Annotated in this window: 14 protein-coding genes; 9 read left to right on the top strand and 5 right to left on the bottom strand. The window is 67.2% G+C overall.

The window, feature by feature from the left end:
* The first annotated feature begins 20 nt into the window (after nucleotides 1-20).
* From typA to HMPREF3167_RS05075, 6 genes are all read left to right on the top strand, one after another.
* A complete protein-coding gene (gene typA / locus HMPREF3167_RS05100; RefSeq protein WP_070445862.1) occupies nucleotides 21-1961 on the top strand; it encodes a translational GTPase TypA in 1941 nt (646 codons plus the stop codon).
* A complete protein-coding gene (locus HMPREF3167_RS05095) occupies nucleotides 1958-2347 on the top strand; it encodes a hypothetical protein (RefSeq protein ID WP_070445859.1) in 390 nt (129 codons plus the stop codon). Before typA ends, HMPREF3167_RS05095 begins: the two co-directional genes overlap by 4 nt.
* Before the next feature lie 82 nt (nucleotides 2348-2429).
* The gene (locus HMPREF3167_RS05090; RefSeq protein ID WP_070445856.1) at nucleotides 2430-4502 is read left to right on the top strand and encodes a VanW family protein; all 2073 of its coding nucleotides are present in this window, start codon (nucleotides 2430-2432) and stop codon (nucleotides 4500-4502) included.
* A gap of 54 nt (nucleotides 4503-4556) precedes the next feature.
* Entirely contained in the window at nucleotides 4557-4880 is a 324-nt protein-coding gene (gene fdxA, locus HMPREF3167_RS05085) for a ferredoxin (protein WP_062613661.1), read from the top strand.
* 2 nt (nucleotides 4881-4882) lie between these two features.
* Nucleotides 4883-6007 (top strand): succinyldiaminopimelate transaminase, encoded by a 1125-nt coding sequence (gene dapC / locus HMPREF3167_RS05080; protein WP_070445853.1) that lies wholly within the window; start codon nucleotides 4883-4885, stop codon nucleotides 6005-6007.
* Between the two features lie 106 nt (nucleotides 6008-6113).
* On the top strand, nucleotides 6114-7445 hold the full coding sequence (locus tag HMPREF3167_RS05075) for a citrate synthase (RefSeq protein WP_062613659.1): 1332 nt from the start codon (nucleotides 6114-6116) through the stop codon (nucleotides 7443-7445).
* 226 nt (nucleotides 7446-7671) lie between these two features.
* Here the strand turns inward: HMPREF3167_RS05075 and HMPREF3167_RS05070 are convergent, their stop codons facing one another.
* The 3 genes from HMPREF3167_RS05070 to HMPREF3167_RS05060 are packed head-to-tail and all read right to left on the bottom strand — an operon-like array spanning nucleotide 7672 to nucleotide 10603.
* Complete coding sequence (locus HMPREF3167_RS05070) at nucleotides 7672-8301, bottom strand: NUDIX domain-containing protein (RefSeq protein ID WP_062613658.1); 630 nt, start codon at nucleotides 8299-8301, stop codon at nucleotides 7672-7674.
* A complete protein-coding gene (locus tag HMPREF3167_RS05065; protein WP_210382967.1) occupies nucleotides 8298-8927 on the bottom strand; it encodes a Maf family protein in 630 nt (209 codons plus the stop codon). Before HMPREF3167_RS05065 ends, HMPREF3167_RS05070 begins: the two co-directional genes overlap by 4 nt.
* Nucleotides 8924-10603, bottom strand: coding sequence for a DUF885 domain-containing protein (locus HMPREF3167_RS05060; RefSeq protein ID WP_070445847.1), 1680 nt, complete (start codon nucleotides 10601-10603; stop codon nucleotides 8924-8926). Before HMPREF3167_RS05060 ends, HMPREF3167_RS05065 begins: the two co-directional genes overlap by 4 nt.
* A gap of 118 nt (nucleotides 10604-10721) precedes the next feature.
* Between HMPREF3167_RS05060 and HMPREF3167_RS05055 the strand changes: the two genes are divergently transcribed.
* The 3 genes from HMPREF3167_RS05055 to HMPREF3167_RS05045 all read left to right on the top strand — a co-directional run bounded on the left by HMPREF3167_RS05055 (nucleotide 10722) and on the right by HMPREF3167_RS05045 (nucleotide 13844).
* Nucleotides 10722-11762 carry an adenylate/guanylate cyclase domain-containing protein gene (locus tag HMPREF3167_RS05055; RefSeq protein ID WP_062613655.1) on the top strand — a complete coding sequence of 347 codons (1041 nt, stop codon included), beginning with the start codon at nucleotides 10722-10724 and terminating at the stop codon, nucleotides 11760-11762.
* 84 nt (nucleotides 11763-11846) lie between these two features.
* Nucleotides 11847-12524: a response regulator transcription factor gene (locus HMPREF3167_RS05050; protein WP_062613654.1), complete on the top strand. Its 678-nt coding sequence runs from the start codon at nucleotides 11847-11849 to the stop codon at nucleotides 12522-12524.
* A gap of 3 nt (nucleotides 12525-12527) precedes the next feature.
* Nucleotides 12528-13844 carry a sensor histidine kinase gene (locus tag HMPREF3167_RS05045; RefSeq protein ID WP_068538799.1) on the top strand — a complete coding sequence of 439 codons (1317 nt, stop codon included), beginning with the start codon at nucleotides 12528-12530 and terminating at the stop codon, nucleotides 13842-13844.
* 196 nt (nucleotides 13845-14040) lie between these two features.
* Here HMPREF3167_RS05045 and HMPREF3167_RS05040 read toward each other — a convergent pair whose 3' ends face one another.
* A complete protein-coding gene (locus HMPREF3167_RS05040; protein WP_062613652.1) occupies nucleotides 14041-14520 on the bottom strand; it encodes a GtrA family protein in 480 nt (159 codons plus the stop codon).
* Nucleotides 14521-15541 (bottom strand): LCP family protein (locus HMPREF3167_RS05035; protein WP_246825739.1); only part of this gene is annotated, 1021 nt, incomplete at its 5' end.

The following is a 15541-nucleotide window of genomic DNA, read 5'->3' as shown; positions in this document are numbered from 1 at the left end:
TTTCTACCTGAAGGATTCCTATGACCCTCACCGTTCGCAACGATCTGCGCAACGTCGCGATCGTGGCCCATGTCGACCACGGCAAGACCACCCTGGTGGACGCCATGCTCTGGCAGGGTGGCGTCTTTGACCCGCATGCCACGGTGGAGTCCACCGGCGAACGCGTGATGGACTCGGGCGACATCGAGCGCGAGAAGGGCATCACGATCCTGGCTAAGAACACGGCCATCTCCTACGTGGGCCCGTCCGCGGCCGAGTTCGGCGCGCCCGAGGGGCTGACCATCAACGTCATCGACACCCCCGGGCACGCGGACTTCTCCGGCGAGGTCGAGCGCGGGCTGTCGATGGTGGACGGCGTGGTGCTCCTCGTCGATTCGTCCGAGGGCCCGCTGCCGCAGACCCGCTTCGTGCTGCGCAAGGCGCTCGAGGCCGGCCTGCCCGTCATCCCGGTCATCAACAAGGTCGACCGCCCCGACGCCCGCATATCCGAGGTGGTCCAGGAAACCCAGGAGCTGCTGCTCAACCTCGCCGCCGACGTCGAAAGTGAGGGCACTGCACTCGACCTCGAGGCGATCCTGGAGATCCCCGTGGTTTACGCCGCCGCGAAGGCCGGCCGCGCGTCGCTGACCCAGCCCGACGACGGCGCCCTGCCGGACTCGCCCAACCTCGAGCCGCTCTTCCGCGCCATTTTGCAGCACGTGCCCGCGCCCACGTATGACCCGGCGGCCCCGCTCGTTGCGCAGGTGACCAACCTGGACGCCTCGCCGTTCCTCGGCCGTTTGGCGCTCGTGCGCGTGTTTTCCGGCGAGCTGAAGAAGGGCGCCTGGGTGGGCTTGGCCGACGGCCCGGATTCGCCGATCGAGCGCGTCCACATCACTGAGCTCCTGCGCACGAAGGGCCTCGAGCGCCAGCCGGCCCCGAGCGCCGGCCCGGGTGACATCGTGGCCATCGCGGGGATTGCCAGCATCACGATCGGTGAGACGCTGGTGGACATGGAGGACCCGCGCCCGCGCCCGCCGATCCACATTGATGATCCGGCGATTTCCATGACGATCGGCACGAACACCTCCCCGCTGGCCGGCCGCGTGGCTGGCCACAAGCTGACGGCCCGCCAGATCCGCGACCGCCTCACCCAGGAGCTCGTGGGCAACGTGTCGATCCGCGTGCTACCCACCGACCGCCCTGACACGTGGGAGGTCCAGGACCGCGGCGAGCTGGCGTTGGCCGTGCTCGTGGAGACGATGCGCCGCGAGGGCTTCGAACTGACCGTGGGCAAGCCGCAGGTGGTGCGCAAGGTGATCGACGGCGTCGTGAACGAGCCGTGGGAGCGCGCGCAGGTGGACGTGCCCGAGGAGTACCTGGGCGCGGTCACCCAGCTCATGGCGCTGCGCAAGGGCCACCTGGAGACGATGGCGAACCGCGGCTCGGGGTGGGTGCGCATGGAGTTCATCGTGCCGGCACGCGGGCTTATCGGCTTCCGCACGCAGTTTCTCACGCTCACGCGCGGCACGGGTATCTACACCTCGATCTCGGAGGGCTACAAGCCGTGGGCGGGGGAGATCGTCTCGCGCCAGACCGGCTCGCTCGTGTCGGACCGTCAGGGCCAGGTGACAGCGTTCTCCCTGCAGCGCCTCGAGGACCGCGGCACGTTCTTCGTGGACCCGGGCGACGAGGTCTACGAGGGCCAGGTAGTGGGCGAGAACCCGCGTAACGAGGACATGGATGTGAACGTGGTGCGCGCAAAGGAGATGACGAACATGCGCTCTTCCACCGCCGACGTCTTCGAAACGCTCCAGGCCCGGCGCTACCTCACGCTCGAGGAGGCGATCGAGTTCGCCGCCGCCGACGAGTGCATCGAGGTCACGCCCGAGACGGCGCGCATCCGCAAGGTCGAGCTGTCCGCGACGCTGCGCGGGCGGGAGGCCGGGCGGAAGAAGGCCGCGGCGAAGGCGGGCAAGTGAAGAGCGTCGTCGGCGCGGTGGTCGGCTTCGTCACGGGGATGCTGACCGTGGTGGTGTCGGCCGGACCCTTGGATATGCCGTGGGTGGGCGTTGGGCTGGCCGCGGGGATCGTGGCCGCCGGCGCGTGGTTCATGTGGGAGTGGGGCTCGTTTGGGGCCTGGGTGGCCTACGTCATCGGCACATTCGCCGCGACGGGGTGGCTGGTCTACTTCCCGCCCGCCGATGACACGCTCGCCGTGGTCGGCGCCGGCGTTTCGTCCACCTGGGTCCTCGTCGCGGCCGTATCGGCGGTCTTTCCTGTGCCGCTCGTGATCCGTTACGGGGCGCGCCGTGGCCTGGGGGACGAGGGCGCCGACGACGTCGACGACGCCGATGCGGGCCTGTAGCGGCCGCGCGGGTGACGTTGGCGGCCTTTTCAGCAACACCCGGAGGGGTCTTAGTAAGATCGGTGTGAACAAGGGAGAAAACGTGGCTGATAACCAGGACGACAACCTCGTCGACGCGTGGCGCAGGCGCCTCGGCGATGAGTCCACCGACGAGGCGAACGGCGCCGACTCGGCGGGCGCGACCGCGGCAGAGACCCCGGCCGGTGAGCCGGCAGGCGAGCAGGCGGGCGCCGAGCAGGAGACCCAGGCGATGGAGGCCGCGCAGCGGCCAACCGAGGCGATGGGCGCGGCAGATCCGGCCCAGACTCAGGCGATGGGCGCTACAGAGGCCGGGCAGTTTGCGGCCACTGAGCAGTTTGCGCAGACCGAGCACTTCGCCGGCCCCGCGGGCGCGGAAGAAACCGCTCGCTTTGACACCAACCCGGCTCCGGCCTTCGTGCCGGCGGGTGAACCGGCGAGCGTGCCTGCGGAAAGTGAGGGGGAGGCCGTGAAGAAGAAGCGGCGCAAGTGGCCCTGGGTGGCGGCGGCCGTGGTGTTGCTTGGTGGCGCCTATACGGGCGCGGCCTACGCCTATCAAGACAAGATCCCGTCCAACACGTCGATCTCGGGCGTGCAGGTGGGCGGCATGAATGAGGCCCAGGCACGCGAAACCCTCGCCTCCGGCCTCCAGGACGTCCTCGCCACGCCACGCCAGGTGGGCGTGGCGGGCGATGACAAGTCCGACGCGGTCAATCCCGGCAACATCGCCCTCGAGATCGACTACGACAAGACGTTCCATGGGCTCACCGGCTTCTCGCTCGACCCGCGCCGGCTCTGGGCTCACATCTCCGGCGCCGCGAACGTCGACGCCGTCCTCACGGCCGACCAGGCCTCCCTCGATTCCGAGGTGGCACGCCTGGGCGAGGTATTCAAGCAGGACCCGGCCAACGCCGAGCTGGCGATCGTGGACGCGGCCACCCAGGTGACCGACGCGAAGGAGGGCCGCTCGCTGGACACCAGCGCGGCGGGGGAGACGATCCTGGGCAACTGGCTGGCGGGTGACGCTCCGATCGAGCTGCCCACCACCACGGTGGACCCCGAGGTCTCCACGCAGGACATGCAGGACTTCGCCACCTCCTCGGTGGACCCGTTGCTGAGCGACAAGATTTCGATCACGGTCAAGGATTCGCTGGTCGAACTTCAGCCGGCCCAGACAGCCGACCTGATGAGTGTCACGACGGCGGAGGGTAAGGCGTCGCTCGTCGTCGATAAGGACAAGCTCAACGCCGTGATCCAAGAGGCCGTGGGCGACGTGCTCGGGACGCCGAAGGACGCCACGATCGCGATCATGGATGGCGCGCCGAAGATCACCCCGTCGGAGAGCGGGGAGTCGGTGGATGCGGAGCAGATCGCCACGGCGCTGCTCGCGCTGCCACAGGGAACGGACCGGACGGTCGTCGCCGAGGTCACGGTCCAGGAGCCGAAGTTCACCACCGAGGCGGCTGAGAAGATGGGGATCAAGGAAGTCGTCTCCGAAATCTCCACGCCGCTCACCAACGACTCGGTGCGCACCACCAACCTGGTGGTCGGCACGCGTATGGTCAACAACACGCTCGTCAAGCCCGGCGAGGAGTTCAATCTTGAGGAAGCGCTCGGCCCGATCGACGAGGCCCACGGCTTCGTCTCCTCCGGCGTGGTCTCCAACGGCTTTAACTCCACGGCGCTGGGCGGCGGCCTGTCCCAGCTGTCCACCAACACCTTCAACATCGGCTACCGGGCCGGCATGGTGGACGTGGCCCACAAGCCGCACTCGAAGTACTTCAGCCGCTACCCGATGGGCCTGGAGTCCACCCTGTGGAGCGGGCAGATCGAGATGATCTGGAAGAACAACACCCCCTACGGCGCACTGGTGGAGGCCTGGGTGGCGGACGGCCGGGTCTACACGCGCCTGTGGTCCACCCACTACTGGGACGTGGAGGTGTGGCAGGGCCAGCCGTACAACTACGTTCAGCCTGAGACGAAGACGAACCCGGCCAGGGACTGCGAGGCCTCGCCGGCGGGCGGTCCCGGATTTACGGTGACGGTGGGCCGCGTGGTCAAGCTCAACGGCGAGGTCCACGAGGATTCCCAGTACACGTGGACCTACCAGCCGGTACACGCAGTCAAGTGCGGGTGAGTCCGTCTTTCGTACTAGGATTGAGAGCAGTAAGAGGAAGAGAAAGAGGATAGCGTGACGTACATTATCGCTTTGCCCTGCGTGGACGTGAAGGATCGCGCCTGCGTCGACGAATGCCCTGTGGACTGCATCTACGAGGGCGAGCGCATGCTCTACATTCACCCTGACGAGTGCGTGGATTGTGGCGCCTGCGAGCCGGTGTGCCCGGTGGAGGCCATCTACTATGAGGACGACACCCCGGAGGAGTGGTCCGATTATTACAAGGCGAACGTCGAGTTCTTTGATGATCTCGGCTCGCCGGGCGGCGCCTCGAAGATGGGCCCGATCAAGAAGGACCACCCGCTGATCGCCAACCTGCCGCAGGGCATCAACGATTAGCTGTGGTTTTTTTCGCTGATAGCCTGCCCGATTTCCCGTGGGACACGCTTGTCCCCACGCGGAATCGGGCAGCGCAGTATCCGGGGCCGGTGTGTGACCTGACAATCGGCACCCCGGTGGATGACACGCCTGCGCTGGTACAGGCGGCGCTCGCTGAAGCGAGCAACGCCCACGGCTACCCCACGGTGCTCGGAACCGCCGAGCTGCGGGAGGCGATCGGGACGTGGATGGCCCGGCGTGGCATCACCTCCGACGTGGGGGTCCTGCCCACGATCGGCTCGAAGGAGATGGTGGGCCTGTTGCCCTCCCTCCTGGGCCTGGGGGCGGGCGCGCGCGTGGGCTTCCCGGACGTCGCTTACCCCACCTACGACGTCGGGGCGCGGCTTGCGGGGGCAGCCACCGTTCTCATTGACACCGATGCCGACCCGTCCACGTGGCCGGCCGTGGATCTGCTGTGGCTGAACTCGCCGGGAAATCCCAATGGGCACGTGCTCTCCCGGGAACAGTTGCGGGCGATCGTGGCCTGGGCGCGCGAGCGCGGCGCTATCGTGGCCAGTGACGAGTGCTACGCCGAGCTGTGCTGGGACGTGGCCGAGGCGCCCTCCATACTCGACGACTCCGTGTGCGGCGGCGACCCGCGCGGCCTTCTCATGGTTTACTCCCTGTCGAAGCAGTCGAACATGGCCGGCTACCGCGCCGCCTGGATGGCGGGAGATCCGGCCATCATCGCCCCGATCGTGGAGCTGCGTAAGCACCTGGGCTTCATGATGCCCGCCCCCGTCCAGCATGCGATGGCCGTGGCCCTCGGGGACGGCGAACACGTGAGTGCCCAGCGCGAGGTGTACGGGCGGCGTCGTGAAACGCTGCTCGCGGCGCTCGACGCGGCGGGCCTGGTCAACGACCCGGCGTCGGTGGCGGGACTGTACCTGTGGGCGCGAGCCGAGGGGGCGACGTCGTGGGACATCGTGGACGCCTGCGCCCAGCTGGGGATCGTGGTGGCGCCCGGAACGTTCTACGGCGAGGCCGGGGACGGGTGGGTGCGCATGTCGCTCACCGCCACCGATTTCGCAATTAACGAAGCCGCCAAGCGCTTGGAAAGGATTTCTGACCTGCTGAAACGGTCCTAGTGCATTTATCTTGACTTTAAGGGATCACTTTTTCTCCGCAATCGGGTAGTGTGATGAATGTTAACTGCCCGGCAACGTGGTCGGGAAGGATCGCGAAGGAGACTCGATGTCTAACAATGCGCAATTGACGATCGATGGAACGACTCTTGAACTCGAACGCGTCACCGCCACCGAAGGCAATGACGGCTTTAGGATCGGCCAGATGCTCAGCCAGAGCGGCACCACCACCCTCGACCCAGGATTCACCAACACCGCCTCGTGCGAATCGGAGATCACGTACATTGACGGCGGGCAGGGCATCCTGCGCTACCGCGGCTACCCCATCGAGCAGCTGGCCGAGCGTGCCTCCTTCCTCGAGACTGCCTACCTGCTCATCTATGGCGAGCTGCCGGACGCGGCGTCGCTGGCGGCCTTCACGCGCCGCATCAAGAAGCACACCCTCCTGCACGAGGACTTCCGTAGCTTCTTCACGGCGTTCCCGTCGTCAGGCCACCCGATGTCGATCCTGCAGGCCGGCATTGCGGGCCTGGGCACCTACTATGAGAACACGCTCGATCCGAACGACGCCGAACAGCGCGACCTGGCCTCCATCCTCCTGCTGGCGAAGGTGCCCACGATGATCGCGTTTATCTCCAAGCGTGCCACCGGCCTGCCGCTCATCTACCCGGACGCCTCGAAGTCCTACACGGAGGACTTCCTGCGCATGACCTTCGGGCTGCCCTACCAGACGCACGACGTGGATCCCACGATCGTCAACGCGCTGGACAAACTGTTTATCCTGCACGCGGACCACGAGCAGAACTGCTCGACGTCCACCGTGCGGCTGGTCGGCTCTTCGCGCGCCTCGATCTACGCCTCGGTGGCGGCGGGCGTGGGCGCCCTGTCCGGCCCGCTCCACGGCGGCGCGAACGAAGCGGTGCTGCGCATGCTGGACGACATCCGCGAGGCCGGTATCCCGATCAAGGAATTCGTGCAGCAGGTCAAGGACAAGACGAACGACGTCAAGCTCATGGGTTTTGGCCACCGCGTCTACAAGAGCTACGACCCGCGCGCCAAGATTGTCAAGGGCCTGGCCGACGACATCCTCGGCCGCCTCAAGGGCGACACGGAGCTGTTCGACATGGCGATGGAGCTCGAGCAGGCCGCGCTTGAGGACGACTACTTCGTGGAGCGCAACCTCTACCCGAACGTCGACTTCTACACGGGCCTGCTGTACAAGGCGATGGGCTTCCCCACGAAGATGTTTACCCCGCTGTTCGCCCTCGGCCGCCTGCCCGGCTGGATCGCGCAGTACCGCGAGCTCGTGCTCGACCCGGCCCAGAAGATCGGCCGCCCGCGCCAGGTGTACGTGGGTGAGGCCGAGCGGGATTGGGTGAAGATGTCCGATCGCACCAAGCAGGACCGGGCCTTCGACGAGAACCTGGACTACGTGGTCTAGCTTGCCGGCGGCCGGGCCAGGCCTCCTGCGGGCGGGGCACCGGCCAGCGGCGGTCGCGCCACCTGAGGCGTCCCTGCCGCCAGCCGGCCAGGCCGCCCGCGCAAATGCTGCACTAATCCGCAAGATGCTGCACTAAATAACCGTAAAGTAGTGCAGCATCTTGCGGTTTTGTATAGCACCTGTGGGCGGCGCGCGGGTGCCGGCGGCGGGCGACAGCGGCCGGCGGCTAGGCGGGGATGTGGGCCAGCAGCTCGGGCAGGGCGCGCCGGAAGGGCGGCAGGAGGTCTAGAGCCTCGAGTTCGCTCGCCTTCACCCAACGTAGGTCTGCGGATTCGGGGTTGATAACGACGTCCGCGCCCGGGTCTGCCATCTTGGCCACGAACGTGGTGTAGCTCCAGTCGGGGTGGGCCAGCACGTGGCTGCCGGTGGGCGGCTCGAGCTCGCCGATCCCGGTCTCCTCGAAGAACTCCCGTAGAGCGCCTTCCCATGGGCTTTCACCGACGTCGATCGCGCCGCCCGGTACGCCCCACGTGCCGCCGTGGTGTGACCAGCCCGCGCGCAGCTGCACGAGCACTTCCACCGCGCCGGCATGCTCGCTGGTTTCCGGGTGGGCGCGGGCATCGCGGCGTGGGTCGGGGCGGGCGGGGGTGTCAAGCCGGGCGTCGGCGTCGGGGCATGCCACGGCGTCGTCGGCAAAAACAGCACCGGCAGAAACGGCCCCGGCGGAACCGTTAGCGGAAGCAACGGCATTGGCACTGGGCGTGGGCCGCCACGCCAGGATCCCGGCGGCGCCGAGTAGCCCCCAGTGGCGCTGCCCGCAGCGGCACTCGATGAAGCCGTCCCCGCCGCGGGTCATGGCCAGAAGTCCGTGATCGCGTGCCCCAGCTCGGCGAGCAGTTCGCGCAGGAGCGGCAGGGAGATGCCGACCACCCCGTGGTGGTCGCCCTCGATGCGTTCGATGAAGGGGCCGCCGTAGCCGTCGATGGTGAAGGAACCGGCCACCACGAGCGGCTCGCCGGTGGCGACGTAGGCCTCGATCTCGGCGTCGGTGAGGTGGGCGATGTGGACGGTGGCGGTGGATGTCCCCACGGCTACGCGCCCGGTGGCCACGTCGATGACGCAGTGGCCGGTGTGGAGGTCGCCGGCGTTGCCCCGCATGGCGCGCAGTCGCTGGAGGGCCACCTCGGGCGTGTGCGGCTTGCCCACCACCTGCCCGCCCATCTCGAGCATCGAGTCGCAACCGACGATCACCGTGGGTGGCTCGCCGTCCAGGAAGTCCAGCTCGGCGGCGATCTTCTTCGCCTTGGCCTCGGCCAGCAGCTGGACCTGCTCGGCCGCGCTGATCGGCCCGCGGGCCTTCGCTGTGGTGAGCAGCCCGTCCTCGTCCACGTCCGCCACGGCGATGCGCGGCGGGATGTGGGCGGCGAGCAGTGTGGCCTTGCGGGAGGGGGAAGCGGAGGCGAGGAGGAGGGTCTTCATCATTCCGCCAGGCCGTCGCGCAGGATGTCCAGGCCCACTGAGCCCATGGAGAGCGCCCGCATGTGCCAGTCCTTGACCGAGAAAGCCTCGCCGCGGGCGGCGGCCCGGGCCTCGGCGTCGGCGCGCAGCTGCTTCCAGATGCGGTGGCCCACCTTGTACGACGGCGCCTGTCCGGCCCAGCCCAAGTAGCGGTCGAGCTCGAACGCGAGGAAGGCGCGGTCCATTGCCACGTTGTCCTGGAGGAACTGCCAGGCTACCTCGCGCGTCCAGACAGGCGAGATGTGCCCGTATCCCTTCGGGGAGGGCTTGCCCAGGTGGAAGCCGATGTCGAGCGCCACGCGGGTGGCACGCAGTCGCTCCGAATCGAGCACGCCCATGTAGTCGGCCGGGTCGTCATGGTAGCCGAGCTCCGCCATGAGGCCCTCGGCATACAGCGCCCAGCCCTCGCCGTGCCCGGAGTTCCAGCACAGGTGGCGGCGCCAGTCGTTGAGCGAGTCCTTGACGTAGGTGGCCATGCCAATCTGGAGATGGTGGCCCGGCACGCCCTCGTGGTAGACCGTGGTCTTCTCCTGCCACGTGTGGAACACTTCGGTGCCCGCCGGCACCGACCACCACATGCGCCCGCCGCGCGCGAAGTCGTCCGAGGGGCCGGTGTAGTAGATGGCGCCCGTGCCCGAGGGGGCGATCATGCATTCGAGCTTGCGCAGCGGGTCAGGGATGTCGAAGTGGGTGCCGTGCAGGTCGTCCAGCGCGCGGTCGGAGGTCTCCTGCATCCACGCCTTGAGCGCGGCGGTGCCGTGGACCTGGCGGGCCGGGTCGGCGTTCAGTCGCTCGAGTGCCTCGGGGATCGTGACGCCCTTGCCGTACAGGTCTGCCACGATCGCCTCCTGCTCGGCGACGATGCGGGCCAGCTCCTCAAGGCCCCACTCATAGGTCTCGTCCAGATCCAGGGTGGCGCCGGTCGAGCTGCGCAGGCGCGGGGCGTAGCGCTCGCGGCCGAAGGCCTCGCTGGCCGCTCCGTGGGGCAGGATCTCCTCGCGCAGGAAAGTGGCCAGTTCGCCATACGCGCGGCGCGCCGAGTCGGCGGCGTCTTTCACGACGCCGGCCAGGTCTGGGTGCGCCGCACCGCCGCGGGCCGCGAGCTCCGCCAGCGGGGAGGAAGCGCCGGCCTTGTGCTCTGCCTGGGAGATCGCCAGCTCGATCTGCTTGGCGGCAGTGGGCGGGCCGGACTGGGCGCGGCGCAGCAGGGTCTCCTGCCAGCCACGCAGGGCCGAGGAGGTGTTCGCCAGGCGCTGGGCGATCAGCTCCCAGTCCGCGGCGCTCTCCTGCGGCATGTTGTCGTAGATCTCCTGGACCGACTGCAAGGGGGAAGCGATCACGTTGATGTCGCCCACCTCCCCGCGCTCGAAGAAGTCGATCTCCTGCTCCAGCTCGGCGGTGAGGGCAGCCTTGGTGACGCGGTCGACGGAGTCGGCAGGCTCAAGCGCCGACAGCTGGCGGAGGGTGGCAACGTTGAGCTCGTTGAGGTCGGCCAGGCCCTCGGGGGAGTAGTCGGAAAAGGCGCCGTCGTCGTCGCGCCCAAGGCCGAGCGCGGTGACGAGCTCGGGGGTGCGGTCGAGGACCTCGGAGACGTAGCGGTTGCACAGGATGTCGATATCTGAGGTGGGTCGAGAAGTCATGCCTCTACAGTAGTCGGTTGACGTGAGACAGGGCACGTTAAAGAGGGTACGATTGTGCAGGTTGAGGAAGCTGCCAAAGTTGTTGGCAAAGGAGTCGAAGATTGCTAGGCTGGTTCGTGTGACCCATAACACAGAGTTTGCGGGGTCCTCTGACGAGCATCCAACCACAGTCGAGACGCACGTGCGTCGGCTCCTTGACGGGCCCGCAAAGTATCAGCTGCGCGAGGCGGCGGAATTGGCCAACATGGACACCGATTCTGCACGCCGCTTCTGGCGCGCCATGGGTTTCCCCTACATTCAAGACCCAGAATCGCGGCTGTTTACCGAGTACGACGTCGACGTCATGCGCGCCCACCAGGACATGGTGGACCTCGGCCGCACCGATGAGGACACGCAAAACTCCCTGGTCCGCGCCCAAAGCCACCTGGCCGACCGCCTGGTGCTGTGGCAGTATGAGGCGCTCGTGGAGGAGGCCGAGGCCCGCCACGGGCTCGACGAACTCTCGGCCCGCTACTGGGTGCTCGACCACATAGGCGACTACGAAGAATTCCTCATTTACCAAATGAAGTACGCCTGGCGGCGCCACCTGGCCTCCTTCCTGCGCCGCACCGAGGTGGAGCTGGAAAACTTGCGCGCCGGCAATGACGTGATCTTGCTGCCGCGCGCGCTCGGTTTCGTGGACCTCGTGGCCTTCACCGACCGCTCCGGCCAGCTCTCCCCGCACCAGCTGGTGGACTTCATCCAAACCTTCGAGTTCACCTGCCGCGACGTCATCTCCGGCCTCGGCGCCCGCGTAGTGAAGATGGTGGGAGACGCCGTCCTCTATATTGCGGACGACCTGGCCACCGGCGCCGAGGCGGTGGCCGGCATCCGCGAGGCGTTGCGTGCCACCCCATCGATGCCAGAGGTGCGGGCCTCGCTCGTGTGGGGCCGGGTGGTCTCGCGCTTCGGTGACGTGTTCGGGCCGAGCGTCAACCTCGCCTCGCGGCTGTGCGCGATCGCGCCGGAGGGGTCGATCGTCGTGGACCGGGACACGGCCGAGGCCCTGCGCGCCCTCGACGCCCACAAGTACGTGCTCGAGGAGAACATCGGATCGGAGCTGCGCGGGATCGGATACATCGAATCGGCGCGGCTCACTGTGATGCCTGATGAGGAGTAGAACTTGCATCGTTCCACTTTTGCCTTGGCGATTTCTTTACTAGGCTAAATCCCAACGGCGTTCCTTTCACGATTGGACGGAAAATTGACAAAGATTTTGCTAGTCGAAGATGACGCAGCGATTTCGGCGCCTCTGGTGCGTGCTTTTTCTCGCGAGGGATATGACATCGAGGCGGTAGAGACGGGGCGGGACGCCCTGGAGAAGATGGACGGCCACATTGACTTGGTGGTCCTCGATCTTGGTCTGCCGGACATGGACGGCCTCGATGTGGCGCGCACGGCGCGCGCTCGGTCCAAGACCTTCCCGATTCTTATCCTTACCGCCCGTTCTGAAGAGGTGGACATGGTGGTCGGCCTTGACGCGGGCGCGGACGATTACGTGACGAAGCCCTTCCGCCTGGCCGAACTGCTGGCGCGCGTGCGCGCCCTGCTGCGCCGCTCAGTCACAGGCGAGGAGGGCAGTGATCTGCTCAAGGCCCAGGACGTGTCGATGGACGTGGACGCCCACCGTGCCTACGTCGGCTCGCGCGAACTGCAGCTGACGGGCAAGGAGTTCGAGCTGCTGCGCGTGCTGTTGCGCGACGCGGGCAATGTGGTCGAACGCGACAAGCTCATGCTGGACGTGTGGGGATCGGAGCCGGATTCGTCCACGAAGAAGCTTGACATGCATATCTCGTGGCTGCGCCGCAAGCTGGGCGACGACGTGAACGACACGAAGTACATCAGCACCGTGCGCGGGATGGGTTTCCGTTTCGAGGTCTAGGCGATGCGGCGGCGCGCAATTGCGATGACGACGGCGGCCGTGGCGGTCGCCGTCCTCATCTTGGGCCTGCCGGGGATAATGTTCGCGGTCTCGCTCGTTTGGCAGCAGGTGCACACCGAGCTGTCCGACCGGGCCACTGCCGTGTCCACGGTGGTGGAGCGCGTGGCGGCGGATGACCTGTACATTTCGGAGTCGTTGCTGACCCGGCTCGCCACGAACGGCAACCCCGATAACGCCCACATCGTGGTGAACTACCCCGACGGCACGAGGGTGGAGTCCGATACGAAGGAGCCGCCGTACTCACTCGAGCAGTCGGTGGTCAACGCCGCCGGCGTGCTCGTGACCGTGGAGGTGCCGCGCGCGGACATCCTGCAAAAGATCGGGCTCATGGTGGCCGGCGCGGTCGGGCTCATTTTCGTGGCTTTTGTGGCCGGGGTGACGCTGGCGATGAAGCAGTCGCGCAAGATATCGGCACCGCTCATCTACCTGGCGGCCGCCGCCGAGCAACTGGGCGCGGGGCGGGTACGCCCGCAGATCCGCCAGTCGGGGATCGAGGAGATCGACCTGATCAGCGACGAGATCGCCCGCAGCGCCGACCGCATGGCTGGCCGCCTCGCCAAGGAACGCCAGTTCGCCGCCGACGCCGCCCACCAGCTTCGCACCCCGCTCGCGGCCCTGTCGATGCGGATCGAGGAGATCGAATTCCTCACGGACGACGAGGAGATCATCGAAGAGGTCCACAAATCCCTCGAGCAGATCGACCGCCTCACCGGCGTGGTCAGCGAGCTCATGGCCACCTCCCAGTCCGAATCGGGCGGCACCACGGAGGCGATCGCGGTCTCGCGCGCGTTCAACCGGATCCGTGACGAGTGGACAAAGCCGTACCAGCGCGAGGGCCGCCAGCTTGTCTTGGACCAGGACTTCGACGGCGCCGTGCTCGCCACCCCCGGCTCGCTGTCCCAAATCCTTGCGACCCTCGTGGAGAACTCCCTCAAGTACGGCGCGGGCACGACGTCGGTCTCCGCGGCTTCTGCCGGAAAGTCGGTGATCTTCAAGGTGCGCGACGAGGGGCCGGGCGTGTCCGCCGAGGACGCCGAGGATGTCTTCGAGAAGGGCTATTCCACCGGCGGATCCACCGGCATCGGCCTGGCCGTGGCCAAAGAGCTCGCCGAGATCGACGGCGGCCGGCTCGAACTGACAAACAAGGCGCATGCCGAGTTCACCCTCACCCTGTCGGCCCTGCCCAAGTCGCTCGACCCGAACAAGGTGCTGCCCCACGGGGCGATTATGACCGTGGGCGCGCGCCGCGGCCGGCGTTAGGCCGCCAGTCGGCGTTAAGCCGGCGTTCGACGTCGTGAACCCGCGTCCCGAGCCCGGCTCGTGCCCGGGCCCGTACCCGAGCGGCCGTTTGCTTTCTCGGCACCAAAAGTGTTCTCGCGTCACTCAAATCCGCGATTTGAGTGTGCAGAAATAATTTTGCGTGACGAGAAACGGGTGGGGCCTGCGTCAGGCCGGCTCAGCGGGACTCGTCGGCCGCGGGGGCCTTGGTGAAGACGAGGTAGCGGTAGCACACGTAGCGGAAGGCCGTACCGAGCACCAGGCCTACCCCGTTGGCGGAGATGTTGTCGGCCAGCTGGGAGTCCAGGCCCAGGATGTAGCGCGAGAAGCCGAGGCACCCGAGCGCGATGAGCAGGCCGCCGATATTGATCGCGAGGAAGAGCACGAACTCCTGGCCCCGGCTCTTGTCGGACTTGTTGCGGAACGTCCACAACCTGTTGACCACCCAGGAGAAGATGATGGAGACGAAGACGGAGAGGGTTTTGGCCACCATGGGCGCGTCGCCGGGCAGGTGGACTACGCCGGAGTAGGCCAGGAAGTTGAATAGGCCGACGTCCACGACATACGATCCCAAGCCCACCGTGCAGAACTGGATAAACTCTACCAACCACCGCTTGAACGATTGCCCGCGCAGCAACTTGGTGGCGAGGTCGTGCATTTAGAAGCTCGCGAACGAATCGGGGGTGAGGGCGCCGTCGCGCAGGTCGGCCCAGAATTGCTCGGCCTCGTCGGCCAGCAACACGGTGGAGGATCCGCCCGGGCCGGGGTAGTTGAGCGAGGCGATCGGCGGGGCGCCCCTGAGGCCGTCGGGGCCGATCGTGTCGCGCAAGGCCAGGCCGGCGTAGGCGACGTCCATGAGAGAGGAATCGTCGTTGACCGTGAGCGTCTCGGCGACGGAGCCAACCAGGTGCCGCTGGCTCAGCGGGTTGAACAGGGTGGCAGGCGAGGTGGCCTTGTCGATAATCTTGGCCACCACCTGGCGCTGACGTTCGGTGCGGCCGATGTCGCCCAGCGGGTCGGAGTAGCGCATGCGGGAGAAGGCAAGGGCGGTGGTGCCGTCGGTTTCGTGGCAGCCCGCAGTCCACTCGAGGCCGGAGAACTCGTCGGAGACGTCGTAGTCGAGGCAGAGTTCCACGCCGCCAACCGCGTCGGTCAGGTCCTTGACGCCGTCCATGCCGATCTGGATGTAGTGGTCGATCGTCAGGCCGGTCAGCTCCTCCACGGTCTGCACCAGGTATTCGGCCCCGCCGTAGGAGAAGGCGCCGTTGAGCTTGCCGTAGGCGTCGGAGTCAGGGAAGTGAATATAGGTGTCGCGCGGGATGGACACGAGCGCCGCCGGGCCCGATTCGGGCTTGTGCAGCAGCATGATCGTATCCGCGCGGTGGCCTTCCGTGGGGTCGTTGACCGCCTCGCCGCGCTCGTCGGAGCCGACGATGAGGTACGTGGTGCCCGGCGTGTCCGGCGCGCCGGAGAGCGCGGCCGTGTGGGCGAGCTTGTCGTTGCCATAGGAGTACAGGTAATAGACCCAGGCAAACACCGCGATGATGAGGATGAGCACGATCGCCAGGATGCGCTTGCCCCACGAACGCTCCTTGCGCGGACGGGCGGGCCGCTCGGCGGGACCGGCGGCGTCCGGGCGCGTGTCGGGTCGCCCGGCGCCCGGACGGGGGTCGACGACG

The sequence above is a fragment of the Trueperella sp. HMSC08B05 genome (assembly GCF_001808405.1).
GTDB lineage: Bacteria > Actinomycetota > Actinomycetes > Actinomycetales > Actinomycetaceae > Trueperella > Trueperella bernardiae.
This window is presented reverse-complemented; position numbering and strand designations above follow the sequence as displayed.